The 16,141-nt window shown below is 64.5% G+C and carries 12 protein-coding genes; 6 read left to right on the top strand and 6 right to left on the bottom strand.

What is annotated here, in order from left to right; all coding sequences use genetic code 11:
* The first annotated feature begins 4 nt into the window (after positions 1-4).
* Positions 5-1,453: an FAD-binding oxidoreductase gene (locus HWY30_RS10035; RefSeq protein WP_176078876.1), complete on the top strand. Its 1,449-nt coding sequence runs from the start codon at positions 5-7 to the stop codon at positions 1,451-1,453.
* A 227-nt stretch (positions 1,454-1,680) separates the two neighbouring features.
* On the opposite strand, the gene HWY30_RS10040 is transcribed toward HWY30_RS10035, so the two are convergent.
* Both HWY30_RS10040 and HWY30_RS10045 read right to left on the bottom strand, forming a co-directional pair.
* Complete coding sequence (locus HWY30_RS10040; protein ID WP_090806115.1) at positions 1,681-5,097, bottom strand: alpha/beta fold hydrolase; 3,417 nt, start codon at positions 5,095-5,097, stop codon at positions 1,681-1,683.
* Between the two features lie 228 nt (positions 5,098-5,325).
* Positions 5,326-6,117: a hypothetical protein gene (locus HWY30_RS10045; protein WP_090806113.1), complete on the bottom strand. Its 792-nt coding sequence runs from the start codon at positions 6,115-6,117 to the stop codon at positions 5,326-5,328.
* A 403-nt stretch (positions 6,118-6,520) separates the two neighbouring features.
* Between HWY30_RS10045 and HWY30_RS10050 the strand changes: the two genes are divergently transcribed.
* Positions 6,521-8,413 (top strand): hybrid sensor histidine kinase/response regulator, encoded by a 1,893-nt coding sequence (locus tag HWY30_RS10050; protein WP_090806110.1) that lies wholly within the window; start codon positions 6,521-6,523, stop codon positions 8,411-8,413.
* Positions 8,414-8,459: 46 nt separating this feature from the next.
* On the opposite strand, the gene HWY30_RS10055 is transcribed toward HWY30_RS10050, so the two are convergent.
* The 4 genes from HWY30_RS10055 to HWY30_RS10070 form a co-directional block, all read right to left on the bottom strand.
* Complete coding sequence (locus HWY30_RS10055; protein ID WP_090806108.1) at positions 8,460-9,227, bottom strand: response regulator transcription factor; 768 nt, start codon at positions 9,225-9,227, stop codon at positions 8,460-8,462.
* Positions 9,228-9,483: 256 nt separating this feature from the next.
* Complete coding sequence (locus HWY30_RS10060; RefSeq protein WP_090806107.1) at positions 9,484-9,681, bottom strand: hypothetical protein; 198 nt, start codon at positions 9,679-9,681, stop codon at positions 9,484-9,486.
* Positions 9,656-10,660: a cytochrome d ubiquinol oxidase subunit II gene (cydB, locus tag HWY30_RS10065; protein WP_090806105.1), complete on the bottom strand. Its 1,005-nt coding sequence runs from the start codon at positions 10,658-10,660 to the stop codon at positions 9,656-9,658. The genes HWY30_RS10060 and cydB overlap by 26 nt, the downstream gene beginning before the upstream one ends.
* Before the next feature lie 24 nt (positions 10,661-10,684).
* Entirely contained in the window at positions 10,685-12,109 is a 1,425-nt protein-coding gene (locus HWY30_RS10070; protein ID WP_090806103.1) for a cytochrome ubiquinol oxidase subunit I, read from the bottom strand.
* A 179-nt stretch (positions 12,110-12,288) separates the two neighbouring features.
* Here HWY30_RS10070 and HWY30_RS41030 point away from each other — a divergent pair, with 179 nt between their 5' ends.
* The 4 genes from HWY30_RS41030 to HWY30_RS10085 all read left to right on the top strand — a co-directional run bounded on the left by HWY30_RS41030 (position 12,289) and on the right by HWY30_RS10085 (position 16,049).
* Positions 12,289-12,582 carry a hypothetical protein gene (locus HWY30_RS41030; RefSeq protein WP_143037195.1) on the top strand — a complete coding sequence of 98 codons (294 nt, stop codon included), beginning with the start codon at positions 12,289-12,291 and terminating at the stop codon, positions 12,580-12,582.
* 149 nt (positions 12,583-12,731) lie between these two features.
* Entirely contained in the window at positions 12,732-13,553 is an 822-nt protein-coding gene (locus HWY30_RS10075) for an alpha/beta fold hydrolase (protein WP_018420811.1), read from the top strand.
* Between the two features lie 357 nt (positions 13,554-13,910).
* Positions 13,911-14,705 carry an NAD-dependent epimerase/dehydratase family protein gene (locus HWY30_RS10080; RefSeq protein ID WP_090810075.1) on the top strand — a complete coding sequence of 265 codons (795 nt, stop codon included), beginning with the start codon at positions 13,911-13,913 and terminating at the stop codon, positions 14,703-14,705.
* A 45-nt stretch (positions 14,706-14,750) separates the two neighbouring features.
* The gene (locus HWY30_RS10085) at positions 14,751-16,049 is read left to right on the top strand and encodes an MFS transporter (RefSeq protein ID WP_090806101.1); all 1,299 of its coding nucleotides are present in this window, start codon (positions 14,751-14,753) and stop codon (positions 16,047-16,049) included.
* Positions 16,050-16,141: the final 92 nt, after the last annotated feature.

A 16,141-nucleotide genomic window follows, 5' to 3' on the forward strand; every position in this document is an offset into this window, starting at 1 on the left:
CTGCATGACAGAACCGAGCATCACCGACGACAAGACGACCCAGACCGCAACCCCAACCGCAACCGCAACCGCACCGCTCGCGACGACGCTCGAGGCCTTGCGCGCCGCGCTCGGCGTCGACGCGGTGCGCGTCGGCGAACAGATCGGCGAACGCGCGCTGACGGACTGGACGCGCCACGAGCCGACGCGTCCGGCGGCGCTGCTGATGCCGCGCACGACCGACGAAGTATCGCGTGCGCTCGCGATCTGCCACGCCGCGCATCAGCCGGTGGTACCGCAAGGCGGTATGACCGGACTCGCGGGCGGCGCGATCGCGCGCGCCAACGATATCGCGTTGTCGCTGGAACGCCTGAGCGGCGTCGAAGAGCTCGACGCGGCGTCGGCCACACTGACCGTACGTGCCGGCACCACGTTACAGGCCGCGCAGGAAGCCGCCGAAGCAGCGGGCTTCGAACTCGCGCTCGACCTCGGCGCGCGCGGCTCATGCCAGATCGGCGGCAATCTCGCGACCAACGCGGGCGGCAATCGCGTGATCCAGTCCGGCACCGCGCGCGACCAGGTGCTCGGGCTCGAAGTGGTACTCGCCAATGGCGACGTGCTCAGTTCGCTCGGCAAGATGGTCAAGAACAACACCGGCTATGACCTGAAGCACTGGTTCATCGGTTCGGAGGGCACGCTCGGCGTGATCACGCGCGCGGTGCTGCGGCTGCATCCGCGACGTGCGGCGCGCCATACGGCGCTCGTCGCGCTCGACGATTACGATGCCGCGGTGAGCCTGTTGCGCCGTCTCGCGACGCGCTTCGGCAACGACATCGGCGCGTTCGAGATCATGTGGCCGGACTTCTACGATTTCGGCGTGAAGCTGACCGGCGCTCGCTCGCCGTTCGACGCCGCGCATCCGCTCTATGCGCTGATCGAACACGCGGGCTTCGATGCCGACGACGCTGGGGAACGTTTCGCCCAGGCGCTGACCGATGCGCTGCAAGCGGGCGCGCTGCGCGACGCGGTGATCGCGCAATCGGTCGCCGATGCGCGCGCGCTATGGGCGATCCGCGAGTGCACCGCGGAGTTTCCGCTCAAGCTCGATCCGATCAACTTCGACGTGAGTCTGCCGATCGGCGAGATCGGCACGTTCGTCGACCGTTGCCGCGCGGCGCTCGATCAGCGCTGGCCCGGCAACCGATCGTATTTTTTCGGGCATATCGGCGATTCGAATCTGCATCTGACCGTGGATGGCCATTCGATTCCGGGCGTCGATCATCACGCGGTCTATGCGTTCGTCTACGAGATGCTGAGGCCGTTGCGCGGGTCGGTATCGGCGGAGCATGGCATCGGTTCGCTGAAGCGCGAGTTCCTGCCGATTTCGCGCTCACCGGCCGAGCTTGCCGCGATGGTCGCGATCAAGCGTGCGCTCGATCCGCACGGCATTTTGAATCCGGGCAAGCTGTTCTGAGTTTCGATGAGAAGCAAATCAACGACTTCTCCCTCCCGTGCAAGTCCGCCATATTTTCACGATCAGCACATAAAGAACGATCGCCACAATCAGATCTATGGCCGTCATTGCGGCGATGTAAAGCAGTTCATAATCGGCCACTTCGACACGCCGGCTTCTATCAAAATCTCTTGTTTTATGCCTGGCTTTATTGTCCGAATGCGTGGCGCATCGGCAATGCAGCCGTGTCAATGCGCGTTCAGATAGCCGACGATCAACGGATAAACATCGACCGCCGCGTTCTTGCCGAAGATGCAGTCGATATGCCCATACCCTGGAATCAGATGCCGCTCGTACGGCTGCTCGGGGAAGCGCTCGCGCAGCAGGTCGTAAGTGCGCGCGGTGCTGACCGGCAGATAGGTTTCGTTCTTCTCGCCGTGAATGAAGCCGATCGGCAAACGCATGCCCTCGAGTCCTTTCATGCCGTCCGCGCCGGTCAGATACACGTCGTCGCCGCGCGCATCGACGACCTGGCCCGCGCGCACCATCGTGGCCAGATGCTGGAACACGGCCATGTCGTGAATGCCGAACAGTTCCTGCAGGTTCGCATGCAGCGCCTCGTTCAGCTTGTCGTGCTCGTAGAGCAGGCCATACAGGAACGTCGCGCGATGACAGATCGGATTGCCGCAGCCCTCGCCGTGATCGAGCGGATAGAGACGCAGCGCTTCGTCGAACAGGTTCGCGGGCCACGAATCTTCCTGCGTATAGGCGGTGAGGTCGCGTATGCGCAGATGCTGCATCAGGTCGGGAATATGCAAGCCGGCCTTGATCCGTTGCAACGTGCCCGGCACCGGATGCGCGGACACCTGCGAAATCACCGCCGAGCGCACGCCGTCGAGTCCATGGAGAAGCGACATGCTGAGCGCGAGGCCGCCCAGGCAGTGGCCGAGTACCTGAATGTTCGGCGCGCCGGTCACTTCGCGAATCTTCGCGACGGCGGCGGGAATGTCTTCGCGCGCGACTTTGTCGACGTTGGTCGGCACGAGCACGCTCGGCAGTTCGATGCTGACGCGCAGATCGACGAGCCACACGTCGTAGCCCGACGCGTACAGATATTCGACGAGGTTGGTCGGTATCAGGTCGGTCGAGAAGATGCGGCTCGATACGCCCGAGCCGTGGATCAGCAGGATCGGCTTCGCGGCTTTGCCCGCGGCCGGATCGCAGTAGCGCGTGAGCTTGAGCCGCGTGCGGTCGGGTGTGTCGAAGTACGTGACCTGCGGCGCCGGCGCGCGCAGCGTGCGTTTCGCGCGCGGCGGTATGTATGGATCGTAGAACTGCAGCGGCGCGGCCACGCCGCCGTATTCGGTGAACAGCACGCCCGCGAAGAACTTGCCGAACTTCAGCGTCCATTCGAGGCGCGTCTTCAGGTCGGGCGCGTGGGTGACTTCGAGCGTGCGCTGCTGCTTCAGGAAGTTTTCGGGCGTGATGATCAGCGTCGCGGTGCCGACGACGGGCGCATCGTCCTGCGCCGCGGCGCGGATCTCCGCATACAGCGTGTTGGTCTGCTCCCACAGGTTGATCGGCGACGTGCGCGTGATGATCTTCTTGCCGGTCAGATACCAGGCGTTGCCTTCGACCGCGTCGAGCGTCATCCGGTAGTTCATGTTGCGTTCGTCGACGTCGGATGCGTCGACGACGAACAGGTTGAACGTGCCGTCGCTGATCGTCAGCGGTTGGGCGGACAGGGCGGGGCAGGTCAGTGTGCCGGCGGTGCGCGCGAGGTGATTCGGGTTGCTCAGCATGTCGGCGAGATCGTCGGACTCGACCGTCAGCGTGAATTCGATCGGGCTCTTCGCGGCTTCGCCCGCCACGCTGGGCGTGTAGGTGCCGACCATCGTCTCGGTGAAGCGCAGGCCGATCTTCTGTGCGGGCGGCGCGGCGGCGGTGCCCTTCGAGATGTAGTCGATCGACCAGTCGTGCGCTTTGGCCAGCAGCGCGCAATTGCGCTCTGCGAGCGCGGAGATGGTCAGGAGCGGATTGACGCCGAGCGACATCGGCATCACCGCGCCGTCCATCACGTAGAGGCCGTCGTGCACCGCGACGCCGACCGTGCCGCTGAACACGCGGCCCAGATGATCGACCACGCCATGTGCGGCGTCCTCGCCCATGCCGCAGCCGCCGAGCGGATGCACGGTGACGGTGCGCCGGCCGGCGATCTTCGTCGAAATCGGGTTGCGCAGATATTTGCCGCCGAGCGGCTTGGTCGCCTCGATCAGCACGTTCTCGATGCTCTGGAAGATCGGCTGGCGTCCCGCGTTTTTCCATTCGATGCGCGCACGGCCTTTGTCGCCGACCGTGATGCGGCCGCTTTCGTCGTCGTGCGCCATCACGAGGTAGCTTTGCGTGTGATTCATCGCACCGTGGTACGGGCCGCGGATCAGGCTTTCGAGCGCACGCGCGTCATAACGCATGCGCTGGAGCAGCGACGGGGCCCCAGCCGCATCCACGCCTTCGAGCGGCGCGAGCGCGCCGAGCATGCCGACGAGCGCCTCGCCGACCGCACCGGCCAGCGAGCCTTCCTCGATCACATAGCCGTCCTTGACGTTTTTCTCGTCGGCGCGATTGTCGATCAGGCCGGTGATGGTCGGCCCGACCGGCGGAATCTGCCCCGGCTTGTGCTCGCCCCAGCCGACGCCGTTGATCGTGTCGCTGGTGTTGTATGCGAAGGCGAGCACGTCGCCGTTGCCGGTGAAATGCTGGCCGAGCATCTCCGACGTGCTCAAGCCCGCGTCGCGCGAGCGCAGCAGCAGCGCGGTCGAGCCGATCGTGCCCGCCGCGACGATGACGATATCGGCCAGCACGAACAGATCGGGCGCGTCGTAGCTTTCGCGGCCGAGCTTCACGAGCTGGAAGTTGACCTTCCATTGCTGCGTGTCGGGATCGCGCAGCACCGAATGCACGGCCGTGCCGGTGAAAATCTGCGCGCCGTGGGCGACCGCGTCGGGCAGATAGTTCATGTGGGTCGAATTCTTCGCGTCGTAGTTGCAACCGGAGTTGCAATCGCCGCAACCGACGCAGCGCTGCTGCTCGACGCCCGCCGCGTTCGGACCGTCCTTGAACGTGACCGTGATCGGCGGACGGCTGAAGCGGTCGGCCATGCCGAGCGCCTGCGCCGATTTTTCGAGCGCCTGCAGCTTCGGCAGCGGCGGGAAGTCGTCGGGCACCGGCGACGGGGACAGCATTTTCCAGGCGAGCGCATAGCCGTCATCGCGTCCGGCTTGGTCGGCGCGCAGCGCGGCCGGCCAGCGCGGGTCGTCCCACAGGCGCGGATCGGCTTCCAGCGCTACGTTCGCATTGATCAGAGACGTCCCGCCGAGCCCACAGCCCACCACCGCGTTGACGTCTTCGTTCACGTGCACTTCGATCAGCGCGAGCGGCGAACCGATCTGCGCCTCGGCCGTGTTGTACTGGATCTGCTCGACGCCCTGCACGGGCGTGCGCGGATACTCGCCGGCCATGAATTCGCGGCCGCGCTCGAGCACGCACACGCGACGGCCCGCGCGCGCCATGCGGCTCGCGGCGATCGCGCCGCCGTAGCCCGAGCCGATCACGACCACCTCGTAATGCCGTTGCAGCGCCGTCGGCGCGCTCGATAAGCGGTTCATCAGGACCACCTCGTCTGGAATCGGATGCGGGGAACGGAAGCTCGACTTCGGAACAAAGACGGCGTGCTGCGGGAGCTTTTTTATCGTAGGCGGAATATCGGCGCAAAAAAAGCGCGCCGTGGAGGGCGCGCCGAAGTCGTAGCGTGCGAGGTTCAGGGCGGCACGACCGGCCGTACGGGCATGCGCACTTATCGCGCTTCTTATGTGGCCTGTTGGTTATCCGAACTATTACGCGGCCACTTCATGGAATTCGCTATCGCTCGATTCCGCCGCGAGCAGATTCAGCGCAACCAGAATCGCCGCGCGATTGTCGATGTCGATCTCGATGCCGAGCGCGTCGGTGAGCCAGCGGCCGAGCTTGGTGTTGGAAAATTCCTCGGCGCCGGCCGTCTTTTTCATGGTGACGCCGAGTTTGACGGCGCGATAGTGATAAGAGGGCACCCGATGCCGAGCCGCGACCGCCGAAAGCCCGCCTTTGCATTCGGAGCACCAGCCGAGGCTGCCGGCCAGCACGATCCGCTCGGGTTCGTCGAGCCCTTCGATGAACTCGCGTGCCGCGCGCCGCACGCGCTGTTCGTCGAGGCCGTATTGCAGCAGCACGCTTTCCACCGGGTCTTCGAGCGCGTGCGCGTGCAGATCGATTTCCTGCGCGACGCCCTCGGTCTCCATCGACACATTGCGCTGATGGCACGCGCTGCGCAGGCAGTCGATCAGATAGCGGCGGAAATACGCGCATACCGCGTAGCTGTTGGACGGTGCGCTGTCGGCGCGCGCGTTCGTTTCGGTGTGGCCGGGCGCGAGGCGCAACACCTTCGCGTAGATGAACTGAGCGACCAGTTCTTCCTTGTCCTCGCCGAGCGCCTGCAATTCGAGCGGGTGGTAGGTCCGCAACGCGCGCTTGACCAGTTCGACCATCGACACCATTTCGTCCGCTGAGAGCCGGGTGCGCCTGCGCCATAGATCGGGGAGGATCGCGTCGTCGAGTTGGCGGGCGAACTCGTAGCTCGGGACTGCGCCCATGGAAAACCTCCGTCGGTTGGCAGGGAGCGCGGCGAGCCGCGGCGCGTGGGCCGCGAGTCGAGGGAAGGTGGCTGAAATGCCGCGCTGAAACGTGAATGCAGTATGGTTCGCGGCGAGGCCGTCGCCTATATGGATTAAGTGTTAGCCGATGGGTAAACTGCCGGGTAAACCTTCTGATGGATTGCTGACGATTCGTCTGAAGAGCGCGCATTCGCCGTAGAATAGACCGCGCGGGCGGCGCGTTCGGTCGCCCGATTCGACCCGCGGTTGCCACGAAGTGCCGGAGCGCCGCCGCTTCGTCAGTGTTTCGTCTCAACGAAGTTGCCATGCCCGCGCGATAAAGCTGCGTGGGATCGGCGTAAGCGCTAAAGCGCTCACGCCGATCGACAGAGGAGACCGCCCCATGCGGGCCGACCCGATCCAGCGTGCCATCGACGAAGACCTCGTGCGCGTGCTCTACGCGCAGGATCCGATCGCGTTCTTTTCGCACTGGTTTTCGATCGCGGTGCTGGTGGCGATCTACTGGCCGCATGTGCCGGCCCCGCCGCTGTTTATCGCGTGCTTCGTTTTTTATGCGCTCGCCAATTGCGCGGGCCTGGCGCTGTGGATTTGCAATCGCCGTTATCCGCAGCTCGTCTCGCCGCGCGACTGGATCTATCTGCACGCGCTGCGCGGCGTGCTCCTCTATAGCGGGCCGGGCTTCGCGGTGTGGTTCGCGTTCCAGAGTCCGCAAACCGATCTGCCGTTATTGCATACCGTACTGCTGGTGACGCTCGCGGCCGGCGTGTTCATGTCGAATGGATTCGATCTCCTCAATTTTTCGACCTCGATTCCGTTTCTGCTGCTGCCGTCGATCGTGCTGCATTTCGGCTCGCATACGTTCGATCGCACGATTCTCGCGATCGTGCTCGCGTTCTTCTTCTGCGCGATCAACGTCTACGCGATGAGCTATCGCAAGCTGTTTCGCCAGGTCGTGCAGGCGCGTGTCGATCAGCAATACCTCGCGGAATCGCTGGCCGCGCAAAAGCGCGTCGCCGAAGAAGCGAGTCTCGCGAAGACGCGCTTTTTCGCGGCGGCAAGCCACGATCTGCGTCAGCCGCTGCATGCGATCGGCCTGCTTGCGGCATCTCTGAACGATCCGGCGGCGACGCCCGCGCAGCACGCGAAGACGGCCGGGCACATCGTCTATAACGTCGAGGCGCTCAATCAGCTGTTCAACCAGGTGCTCGATCTCGCGCGGCTCGAAAGCGGCGTGACCCAGGTGATCCGGTTGCACTTCCGGCTCTCCGAGCTGTTCGACCGGGTCGGTAGCCAGTATCGTCCGCAGGCCGCGGCGAAGGGGCTCGCGCTGCGCATCGCGCCTACGACGATGGTCGTCTACGACGATCCGGTGCTGCTCGAACGCGTGTTGAGCAATCTGCTGTCGAACGCGGTGCGTTATACGGAGCAAGGCGCGATCTGGCTCGGCTTGCGGCGCGCGGGGCGACAGAAGGGCGGCTATATCGAGGTCCGCGATTCGGGCGTCGGCATTGCGCCGCAAGAGCACGAGCGGATTTTCGAGGAGTTTTACCAGGTCGAGAATCCGCAGCGCGACGCGCGTCAGGGGCATGGGCTCGGGCTGCCGACCGTCAGGCGGCTCGTCGGCCTGCTCGGCGGCGAGTTGCAACTGCGCTCGGCGCCGGGGCGCGGCTCGGTGTTCCGCTTTGCGGTGCAGGCGGGTGACGCGAGCGGCATCGTCGCGAGTCTGAACGATTCGGTCGCGGGCGGCCCGGCGGCGCAGGGGCGGCGCGTGCTGTGCATCGACGACGAGCCGTCGATACTCGAAGGCCTCGCGAGTCTGCTCGAGCGCTGGGGCTGCGACGTGCGCGGCGCGCGCGACGAAGCCGGCGCGCTCGCCGCGCTCGCGGACGGCTTCGTGCCCGACGCGGTGCTGTGCGACTACCAGCTCGCCAATCACCGCACCGGCGCGCAGGCGCTGAGCGCGATACGGGGCGTGCTTGCGCGGGAGGGGCACGGCAATGTGGTGACGCTGCTGATCACCGGCGATATGGCGTCGGCGGAGCTGACGGCGCTCGCGTTGCAGGGGATTCCGGTGCTGCACAAGCCGGTGACGCCGGCGCGCTTGCGGCGCACGCTGGAAATGCTGTGGCAGCAGGCGGAGCTCGATCAGGGGCGGCCGGCGGGTGCGGTGGTGTTGGGGGGCGGAGCGGCGGACGACCCAGCGCCGTCGCCCGCCGCGGCCGGCTCGCCGCAAGCCGAAGCGGGCTCAGGCGCGCAAAGCGAAACGCAGCCTTAGAGGCTGGAAACCAAGACGGGTTGGGCTTGCGGCGCAGCACAAAGCGCTACAACGTCTTCCCGGCCTCCAGCCATCCATTGATTACGGCGATCGCCGTCGACCGGTTATGCACACCAAGCGCCCGAAAGATCACCGACAGATGCACCTTCACCGTGCCTTCGGCGACGCCGAGATCGCGCGCGATCATCTTGTTGGTCCAGCCGCGATGCACGAGCCGCATGATGTCCTGCTGACGTGGTGACAGGTTCTCCAGCAGATGCTGCTGATGCGGCTGCAGCGACGGTACGTGCGTGACCGGTTCGAGCTGCGGGACGGTGCCGGGGCCCGGCCCGCGGACGGCTTGCGCGGCGGCGCCCTGGGCCGGCACACGTGCCGATCCATCCGCATCGGTGCCCGCCCGCGTCTCGCGCGAGCCGAGCAGACTCAGCGCCTCCATCGGCACATAGGCACCGCCGGACAGCACCAGTTCGATCGCCTTCAGCATCACGCTGGCGGGCTGGCGCTTGGGGACGAAGCCGAGCGCGCCGGCCGCGAGCACCGCGCGCATCTCGTCGGGCGATTCCTCCGCGGACAGCACCACGACCGGCAGCGCCGGATTCGCCTTCAGCAGCGTTTCGAGCGACCTCGCGCCGCTCATGCCCGGCATATGCAGATCGACGATCGCCAGATCGTGATTCGCGTCGGGGCGCGCGGCGGTCGCAAGGGTTTCCCAACTGTCGGCTTCGTCGAACTGGGCGTCGGGATCGAAGCCGCGCAGCATGCCTTTGACGCCTTGCCGGATCAGTTCATGGTCGTCGGCTACAAGAAACTTCATGATGTCTCCGCGAGTCGAGCCTGTCCGTTGAGGGCTGCCGCCGTTGCACATGCCGCAGTTGCAGGCTGCGCAGTTGCGCTGCGACGCGCGTGGCCGGCTGCCGGCATCGTTCGATGCGCTTCGTGATGTTAAGGCAGGTCTCCCGCGCATAGGTTCCGGCTTGCTACGTAGACGAGCCGCGCGCCCCGTTTTTGAAGCGCTGACGCGCACGATCCGGAAGGTTATGCCCGCCGGATCGACACGGGTTCGCGCGCCGCTATCTGACCGCGAACAGCGTCGCATTCATGAGAAGCCTGAAGGCGAAGCCGAGCGACATCGCCGCGGTCACGCCGAAACACCATAGCGCGATGAACCAGAGCCAGCCCGGCAGTTTGCGGCTGGGCGTCGCGGCAGTGGCGGTGGGAGCCGACGCACTGGCACCCCGCGTTTCAGTGATAGTGATGTTGGTCGCCATGGCGCACCTTGCCTCGAAAGACCCAGTAACCCATCGTCGTATAGGCGACGATGATCGGCAGGATCACCGCCGCGCCGGCCAGCGTGAACGTCTGGCTCGAGCGTGGCGCGGCGGCTTCCCATAGCGTGATGCTCGACGGAATCGCATACGGCCACAGACTCACGAGCAGCCCGAGATAGCCGAGCAGCACGAGCGCCAGCGCGAGCACGAACGGCGTGTTGTGATGGCGCGCGCGCACCGCGCGATGCATGAAAAACGCGCAGATCGCGACGAGGAACGGCACCGGCAGCAGACGGTAGAAGATCCCGTCATGGAACCAGCGTTGCGCGATGCCCGCATCCATCAGCGGTGTCCACAGGCTCACGAGCGCGATGAAGCCGAGCAGCACCAGCGTCAGCGGCCAGACCACGCGATGCAGCCGTCGCTGCAGATCGCCCTCGGTCTTCGCGACGAGCCAGCAGCAGCCGAGCAGCGCGTAGGTCGCGACGAGTCCGAGGCCCGTCAGCAGGCTGAACGGCGTGAGCCAGCCGAACGCGTCGCCGGCATAGGCGCCATCGGCGACCGGAATGCCTTGCAGGAACGCGCCGAGCACGATGCCCTGGAAGAACGCCGCGCCCGCCGAGCCGCCGATGAACGCGAGATCCCACAGATGCTTCGTGCGACGCGACTTCGCGCGGATCTCGAACGACACGCCGCGAAAGATCAGGCACACGAGCATGAACACGAGCGGCAGATAGAGCGCCGACAGCACGGTCGCGTAGACGACCGGAAACACCGCGAACAGCGCGGCGCCGCCGAGCACGAGCCAGGTTTCGTTGCCGTCCCACACCGGCGCGACCGTGTTCATCATCAGGTCGCGTTCCTTTTCGTCGGGGAAGAACGGAAAGACGATGCCGATGCCGAGGTCGAAGCCGTCCAGCACCACGTACATGAAAACGCCCAGCGCGATGATCGCGGCCCATACGACGGTTACGTCCATTTTTTCTTTCTCTCGAAGCGTAGGTTAGACGGCGTCGATCATCTGATCGGCGGCGGACAGCGGGCGGCGCGCGGTCTGCGCGGGCGTCGGCCGCGGCAGGCCGTGGGACATGTCGTTCGCCTTGCCGCCAGGCAGCGCGGGACCGGAGCGCATCAGCTTCAGCATGTAGTAGATGCCGGTGCCGAACACGAGGAAGTAGACGGCCACGAACGTCATCAGCGACAGACCGACCTGCTGCGTGGTCAGCGGCGACACCGCCTGCGACGTGCGCATCACGCCGTACACGACCCACGGTTGACGGCCCGCTTCGGTGGTGACCCAGCCGGCCAGCAGCGTGATGAAGCCGCTCGGCCCCATCGCGACGCACAGCCGCTGGAACCACTTCGCTTCGAACAGGCGCCCGCGCCGGCGCAACACCCAGGCCGCGATCGACATCGCGATCATCAGCACGCCGAGGCCGGCCATGATGCGGAAGCTCCAGAACACGACGGTCGAATCCGGCCGGTCCTGCGGCGGAAATTCCTTCAGACCGCGGATTTCGCCGTCCCAGCTATGCGTGAGGATCAGGCTGCCGAGGTGCGGCACCGACACCGCGTAGCGCGTGGTCTCCGCCTTCATGTCGGGGATGCCGAACAGGTTCAGCGCGGTGCCGCCTTTTTCGGTATCCCACAAGCCTTCGATCGCCGCGATCTTCGCCGGCTGATACTTGCGCGTATTGAGGCCGTGCTGATCGCCGACGAACGCCTGGATCGGCGTGAGGATCAACAGCAGCCACAGCGCCATCGAGAACATCTTCTTGACGGCGGGATCGCGCCGGCCGCGCAGCAGATGCCACGCGCCGACCGCCGCGACCACCAGCCCCGCGACGATGAACGCCGCGAGCGCCATATGCGCGAGCCGGTAGGGGAACGACGGATTGAAGATGATCTTGAACCAGTCGAGCGGCACGACATGACCGTCGACGACCTCGAAGCCCTGCGGCGTCTGCATCCAGCTATTGGACGCGAGAATCCAGAAGGTCGAGATCAGCGTGCCGATCGCGACCATCAGCGTTGCGCCGAAGTGCGCCCGCGGACTCACGCGCTGCCAGCCGAACAGCATGATGCCGAGGAAGCCCGCTTCGAGAAAGAATGCGGTCATCACCTCGTACATCAGCAGCGGACCGGTGATCGGCCCGGCGAAACTCGAGAAGCCCGACCAGTTGGTGCCGAACTGATAGCTCATCACGACGCCGGAGACGACGCCCATGCCGAAGGCCACCGCGAAGATCTTCGACCAGAACAGACAAAGATCTTTGTAGTAGGCCTTGCCGGTTTTCAGCCAACGCCATTCGAGAACGGCGATGAAACTGGCGAGACCGATGCTGAGCGCGGGGAAAACGATGTGAAAAGAAACGGTGAACGCGAACTGAATGCGCGCGAGATCGAATGCCGATAGTGCGGAGTTCATGATCCTGTTGTGCGTGATGGCCGCGTGAGCAGACTTACGCGCGTCGACCGATGTCGGTGCGCACTGCGCTGGGCAGATGGCGCAAGAGTAGGGGATCGAAACAAAAAGTGTTGCGATGCGATGTGCGTCAAAAAACCGCCTTGTTTTATGCGAAATACGCTTATCGATGAGGCAAGCCGTTGTTGAATATCAAGTTTCTTTTGGCGGTTGATACGTGGCCGTGTGTGCCTCGTCGCGTGAGCTGCGTCAATCGACCGCGCTGCAGCAATGCGTTTCGCGCAGCCTTGCGCGGCAAGGTCGCAGGCGGTGTCTGTCGCCAGCCGACAATCGATCCATCCAAACCGACTTCGTCGGTGGGCGTGCTGGTCAGGCGATTTTTTTACTTCTACGATGCACGCTGCCGCGTGGCCGTTTCAGCTTTTTCTCTTCAGTATTCGTTGCGCATTATCCGTTCGCCATTCGTTTGGCGTTGATGTTATTTCGCGGCGGAATTTCTCAATAGTCATGACTCATAGCCGCATTCGCACGGCGTTCTGTCATGCGTCGCGCGCATGCTTCGTGAGCAGCTTGCGCTTCATCCACCTGCCGGCGACGGCAGACTTCATCGACAAGGAGTCAGCAGATGAGCACGATCAGGACGAAAGACGGTACCTCGATTTTCTACAAGGACTGGGGCCATGGCCGCCCGGTCGTGTTTTCGCACGGCTGGCCGCTGACCGCCGATGCGTGGGATGCGCAGATGCTGTTTCTCGGCAGCAAGGGCTTTCGCGTGATCGCGCACGACCGGCGCGGTCACGGCCGCTCGGAGCAGCCGTGGGACGGCAACGAGATGGACACCTACGCCGACGATCTCGCCGCGCTGATCGAACATCTCGATCTGCAGGACGCGACGCTGGTCGGCCATTCGACAGGCGGTGGCGAAGTTGCGCATTACATCGGCCGGCATGGCACGGGGCGCGTCGCGAAGGCTGTGCTGATCGGCGCGGTGCCGCCGCTGATGCTGAAGACCGCCGATAATCCGCTCGGCCTGCCGATCGACGTGTTCGACGGCATCCGCAAGGGCGTCGCGGACGATCGCTCGCAGTTCTTCAAGGATCTGGCCGTGCCGTTCTACGGCTACAACCGGGAGGGCGCGAAGGTGTCGCAGGGCGTGATCGATTCATTCTGGCGCCAGGGCATGGCCGGTTCGATCAAGGGGCTATATGACTGCATCGAGCAGTTCTCCGAAGTCGACTACACCGAAGATCTGAAGAAGATCGACGTGCCGACCCTGGTGCTGCACGGCGACGACGACCAGATCGTGCCGATCGACGCAGCCGGCCGACGCACCGCGGAGATCGTCAAGAACGCAACGCTGAAGGTTTATCCGGGCGGCCAGCACGGCATGTGCACGGTGGAGGCCGACAAGGTCAATGCCGATCTGCTCGAATTCATCGGCGCCTGAGCGAACGTAACGATGTGATCTGTTGAGGGCGCGGGCGGCATACGGACTCCGCTCGCGTCGGACGCCACGCGCCCGCTGGCGTCGGGTAAATCCACTCCTGGAACAAAAATTCACTTAGGTTATACGATGTCGCACGAATGCGATGTTCCTATGCCTTTGTTTTTTAAAGAGGTACGAAACTGCCGCGCAATAATTTAAGGGTAAATGCGGAGTTGAAATCCGCTTGTGCATCGTTGATAGTACGTTATCGTACAACTTGAGTGTGTTATGCGACGCGCGCAGCGCGATTCGCCGGCCGCTCAGATCCTCTGTCTGTTCTCTGAAGACCTCGCGCGCGGCGCAGTAAAAGGAACCCCTATGAAGAAGATTGCCCTGAGTGGCGCCGGCGGTCAGCTCGGCTCCGTGGTACGTGCTGAATTCGTCGCGCGTGGCGTGCCGTTGCGCTCGGCCGCGGGCTCCAAAGTCCTGACGCCGCTCGTCGACGGCGAAGACGTGATGAACGGCGACCTGCGCGATCCGGCGGTGGTCGACCGTCTGCTGAACGGCGTGGACGTGCTGATCCATTTCGCCGGCACGAGCGTCGAGCGTCCGCTGCCCGAGATCATCGAGAACAACCTGCGCGGCCTCGTCGAAGTCTACGAAGGCGCGCGCCGCAACGGCGTGAAGCGCATCGTGTTCGCGAGCTCGAACCACGCGATCGGCATGTATCCGGTTACCGAGCATCTGAGCCTCGACTGCGAACTGCGCCCGGACGGCTTCTACGGCCTGTCGAAGGTGTGGGGCGAAGCGCTCGCGCGCATGTACTGGGACAAGCACGGCATCGAAAGCGTGTGCGTGCGGATCGGCAGCTGCCTCGAGCGTCCGACCGAGCAGCGCCATCTGAGCACCTGGTTCGGCCACAAGGACCTGATGCATTTCCTCGAGCGCTGCATCGAAGCGGAAGACGTCGGCTTCCTGACCATCTGGGGCGTGTCGGCCAATACGCGCAGCTGGTGGGACAACAGCGGCGCCGCGCGTCTTGGCTACGAGCCGAAGCAGAACGCCGAGGACTACGCGCAAGACATCCTGTCGCGCCCGAATCCGCTCGATGAGCTGTGCCAGCGCTACCAGGGCGGTAGCTTCGTCGGCATCGACCATTCGCGCAAGGCTTGAGTCCCGTTCGGCTTGACGGGCAATGCATCACGAGGAGTAGCAGCAATGAAGATCAAGGGTATTCGCTGGTGGATGGTCGCGCTGGTCGCGGCCGGCCTGATCATCAACTATCTGGCGCGTAACACGTTGTCGGTTGCGGCTCCGACGATGATGAAGGAGCTGAACATCACGACCGAGCAGTATTCGCACGTGGTCGTGGCGTGGCAGCTCTGCTATGCGTTCATGCAGCCGGTCGCCGGTTTCGTGCTCGACACGATCGGCACCAAGGTCGGCTTCGCGGTGTTCGCGCTGGCGTGGTCGGTGGCTTGCGCGGCGGCGGCATGGGCGACGGGCTGGCGCAGCCTCGCAGTGTTCCGCGGTATCCTGGGTCTCGCCGAATCGGCCGGGATTCCGGCTGGCGTGAAGGCGACCAGCGAGTGGTTCCCGGCGAAAGAGCGTTCGGTTGCGATCGGCTGGTTCAACATTGGCTCGTCGATTGGCGCGGTGCTTGCGCCGCCGCTCGTCGTGTGGGCACTGTTTCACGGCCGCTGGCAACTCGCGTTCGTGATCGTCGGCGTGGCGGGTATCGTATGGAGCGTGCTGTGGATGACCATCTACAAGCATCCGCGCAACCAGAAGCTGCTGGCCAACGCGGAGCGCGAGTACATTCTGAGCGGCCAGGAAGCGAAGCATCACGATGACATCAACGCGCCGAAGCGCAACTGGCGCGCGATGCTGGCGAGCCGCGATTTCTGGGCGATCGGTATTCCGCGAATTCTGTCCGAGCCGGCCTGGCAAACGTTCAACGCGTGGATTCCGTTGTACATGATGACCGAGCGTCACATGAACCTGAAGGAAGTCGCGATGTTCGCGTGGATGCCGTTCCTCGCCGCCGACATCGGCTGCGTGCTCGGCGGTTATCTGAGCCCGCTGTTCCACAAGTACGCGAAGGTGTCGCTGTTCACGTCGCGCAAGATGGTGTTCGTGGTCGGTGCGCTGTTCATGATCGGGCCGGCGTGTGTCGGTCTCGTCGAGAGCCCGTACATGGCGGTGGCGCTGCTGTGCGTCGGCGGCTTCGCGCACCAGACGTTGTCGGGCGCACTGTACGCGATCACCTCGGACATGTTCGGCAAGCACGAGGTCGCGACCGCGACGGGCATGGGCGGCATGGCTGGATATCTGGGCGCCGCGGCGTTCACCGCGCTGTTCGGTGTGCTCGTCACGCAGATCGGCTATAGCCCGCTGTTCGTCGTGCTGGCGGTGTTCGATCTGATCGCCGCGGTCGTGGTCTGCCTGATGGCCAGGAGTTCGGAAAAGATGCCGGAGCCGAAGTGGGCGTCGGCCGGTGCGGTGACGGCGAAGTAATGTGAAGTGCGGTTGGCTTTAGTGGGCCGATGTGGTGAAAGAAGCGGCGCCCATGAGTGGGCGCCGTTTTTTTATTTGCGGGTTTGAGGCGG

This window comes from Paraburkholderia tuberum STM678 (assembly GCF_902833905.1).
GTDB lineage: Bacteria > Pseudomonadota > Gammaproteobacteria > Burkholderiales > Burkholderiaceae > Paraburkholderia > Paraburkholderia tuberum.